Origin of the sequence: Limnohabitans sp., from assembly GCF_040400975.1 — a bacterium.
Lineage (GTDB): Bacteria > Pseudomonadota > Gammaproteobacteria > Burkholderiales > Burkholderiaceae_C > Limnohabitans_A.
Genome location: NZ_JBBAPF010000060.1, coordinates 1 through 3,463, shown reverse-complemented (window position 1 = coordinate 3,463; position 3,463 = coordinate 1). Strand labels below are relative to the sequence as shown.

The 3,463-nt window shown below is 52.8% G+C and carries 4 protein-coding genes; 2 read left to right on the top strand and 2 right to left on the bottom strand.

The genetic code is table 11. From position 1 onward, the window contains the following. Positions 1 to 106: 106 nt before the first annotated feature. A complete protein-coding gene (locus tag ABWQ00_RS15655) occupies positions 107 to 487 on the bottom strand; it encodes a hypothetical protein (protein WP_353239585.1) in 381 nt (126 codons plus the stop codon). 280 nt (positions 488 to 767) lie between these two features. Between ABWQ00_RS15655 and ABWQ00_RS15650 the strand changes: the two genes are divergently transcribed. Beyond that, on the top strand, positions 768 to 1,457 hold the full coding sequence (locus ABWQ00_RS15650) for a ubiquitin family protein (RefSeq protein WP_353239584.1): 690 nt from the start codon (positions 768 to 770) through the stop codon (positions 1,455 to 1,457). Between the two features lie 266 nt (positions 1,458 to 1,723). Further along, positions 1,724 to 2,605 carry a hypothetical protein gene (locus tag ABWQ00_RS15645; protein ID WP_353239583.1) on the top strand — a complete coding sequence of 294 codons (882 nt, stop codon included), beginning with the start codon at positions 1,724 to 1,726 and terminating at the stop codon, positions 2,603 to 2,605. Between the two features lie 593 nt (positions 2,606 to 3,198). Here ABWQ00_RS15645 and ABWQ00_RS15640 read toward each other — a convergent pair. Then, the coding region (locus ABWQ00_RS15640; protein ID WP_353239582.1) for a hypothetical protein at positions 3,199 to 3,463 on the bottom strand (265 nt) is incomplete at its 5' end.

The following is a 3,463-nucleotide window of genomic DNA, read 5'->3' as shown; positions in this document are numbered from 1 at the left end:
GCCCGCCAGCGCACTCGGTTGTTTGCCGCAATTGGCCGTCAGAAGACCGCAAGCAGGGCTTTGTTGACCAGAATATTTGTTTATCGCCGCAGGCTTCCTTTGCATTTTAGTATGGGGGCGTGTACGACCGCGCGCTTCCATAATATGGGAGGCGTGCGCTCGCATCTTGGTACACTTGTGGCGGCAGCGCCTTTGTATAGCAACCGGAGCCGCAGTTTGCTAGTGCGGACAGCATGCCCGCGTTGGACAAATCATCGTTGTCCTCGTCCTCGTCGTCATCAGCCTTGTCAACATCGCCAGCAAGTGCCATTGCTATTATTACATTGCCATGCTCAGTGGTATTCGCAATGTCACTGTGACTGCTATCGACGCCGTCGCCATTGCCATCGCTGTCACTGTCAGTGTCGCCGTCATTCATCATCACAGCCATCACCAACAGCACCCGCAGCGGGAAGCCATCATCGGCCGCCGGCACGAGCACCGCCATCAACACTTACGTATTATCAGCGGGGCCGTCATCTGCATGTGCACGTTCTTATCAATCATTCTTCCAGTACTGTCATGCTGCTCGTTTCCTGCCTTATGCACAGAATTTGTCCGCACTGTTGTGAGGAGCTACTTGCAGAAGCTCTGTTTTCATGTGCTTGTCTTAATTTATCATTTTCCGCCATATTGTCATGCTCATTTCCTGGCTCAAGATTTGTTCTTGCCAAAGCTGTTGTCGCAGATTTCTAGCATTGTCCACCCAATTCGCACAGATCTCCGCAATGCAGATCTTTGTCAAGACTCTCACTGGCAAGACCATTACCTTAGACGTCGAGGCATCCGACACCATTGACAACGTCAAGGCGAAGATCCAGGACAAAGAAGGAATCCCTCCCGATCAGCAACGCCTCATTTTCGCGGGCAAGCAGCTCGAGGACGGACGTACGCTGTCGGATTACAATATCCAGAAGGAGTCAACACTCCACCTTGTACTGCGCCTACGTGGAGGCATGCAGATTTTCGTCAAGACGCTCACCGGAAAGACCTTCACTCTGGATGTCGAGGCATCTGACACTATCGACAATGTCAAGGCCAAGATCCAGGACAAGGAAGGAATTCCTCCCGATCAGCAACGCCTGATCTTCGCAGGCAAGCAGCTCGAGGACGGACGCACGCTGTCAGATTACAACATCCAGAAGGAGTCAACACTCCACCTTGTGCTGCGCCTCCGCGGAGGCATGCAGATCTTTGTCAAGACGCTCACTGGTAAGACTATCACGTTGGATGTCGAGGCATCTGACACCATCGACAACGTCAAGGCCAAGATTCAGGACAAGGAAGGAATCCCTCCCGATCAGCAACGCCTCATCTTCGCGGGCAAGCAGCTCGAGGACGGGCGTACGCTGTCGGATTACAACATCCAGAAGGAGTCAACGCTCCACCTGGTGCTCCGTTTGCGCGGTGGTCAGTGACAGGTTCCTTGGCCAAGGGGACAGGCCAGACAGTGCCGTCCCTCGTTTTTCGGCATGGTGTTGATGTTCTTGCAAGCACACACATGACAGTGGATGAAAAGTTCTGGAGACAGCTGGAACTCAGATTGAACAAATGGTCAAAGATCCCATGCATGTAGCTGTGCTCCGCATCACCATCATGCAGCAGCAGTGCCATTGTCCAATTCGTGTTCATCGTCATTGTCGCCATGATCACCATAGTGATAATCACAATCATAATGATAATCATGATCATCGTCATCGTCATCGTCATGTTCATGCTCATCTCCATGTTGATGCTCATGCTCATATTCATGTTCATGTTAGTGTTTGTGTTCATGCTCGTCATTCGTCATGATCATTACCATCATCATTTCCATCGTCATCGACATCATAATCGTCATCGTCATCAGCATCCATCATCCATGATCCATTATCCATCATCAATCATCCATCATCCATCATCCATCATACATTGTCCATTATCCATCATCCATCAAATATCATCCATTATCACCATCATCATCATCATCATAATTATCATCATCATCGCCGTTACCATCGTCATCGTCATCACCATCATCACTACATTCACCATCATCACCATCATCACAATCACCATCATCACCATCATCACCGTCATCACCACCATCATCACTATCACCACCATCATCACCATCACCATCATCACCATTAACACCATTATCACAATCATCACCATCATCATCACCACCACCACCACCGTCATCATCGTCGTCGTCGTCGTCGTCGCTATCCTTGTCGGCATCATCATTCATCATTCATCATCACCATCATCACCGTCGTCATCATCATCATCATCATTGCCTGTTTACAACCTGAGCAAGGCCCCGGCCGTGCGTGCACACCCATGTTGTTTTTCTAGTGGTGGGGGGTTGGCAGCGTGGCCGCCGCACGCCGCAAAGCTTCCCGAGATCGGGGGATATTGCCACTGTTCTTGGTCCAGGGGCACCACAGGTCGAGGCGTAACTTGCTACCAAGGCACGCTGATGCGTAGCGCATACTCCAGGAACGCATCGGTGCATGCAGGGGATGCGTCTTCTAGAGCATCTCCCGGCGCGCAGGAGACATGCCTAGAGCGCAGTGTGTGAAGGGCCCAGATGGCGTTTCCGTCTCGCCCAGAGGTCTTCAGGTGGCGCCCAGCGAGCCAGTGCGGGGATGAACAGGCAAGGGAAGCACCTTTATGCTCCAGCGTTTGAAATTAGCGCCGCTGCACGCGAACGCCCCGCGATGAACATTCACGTTGGCGCCCGTTGAGCACGAATTCAACGCCTCTTGACCCAAGCGAGAACTCAATGCGCAGGGTTGAATTTGGACTGGAAGGCAGTTCGGCAGGGGGCGGCGCCCGCCACCCATTCGGGGATCATTGACGTGGCGAGTGCGACAGGGCTGGACGGAAACCGGGGCACACGGGCCACGCCCTTGGGGGAGCTCGTCTGAAAGGTCGTTATCGTGCCCTGCTTGCCTCGAGCATTGGCTTGTCTTTGCCGCGCAGCAGCGTTTGCATGTTGGCATACATTGGCCTAGGCCTTGGTGCCAGTGGCAGATGTTCAAGGACCCGGGGCGCCAGTGAGCAATGCCCGCCAGCGCACTCGGCTGTTTGCCGCAGTTGGCCGTCAGAAGACCGCAAGCAGAGCTTTGTTGACCAGAATCATTATTGATCGCCGCAGGCTACTTTTGCATTTTAGTATGGGGGCGCGTGAGACCGCGCGCTTCCATAATATGGGAGGCGTGTGCTCGCATCTTGGTACACTTGTGGCGGCAGTGCCTGTGTATAGCAACCGGAGCCGCAGTTTGCCAGCGTGGACAGCATGCCCGCGTTGGACAAATCATCGTCGTCCTCGTCCTCGTCGTCATCAGCCTTGCCAACATCGCCAGCAATTGCAATTGCTATTATTATTACATTGCCATGCTCAGTGGTATTCGCAATGTCACTGTGACTGCTATCG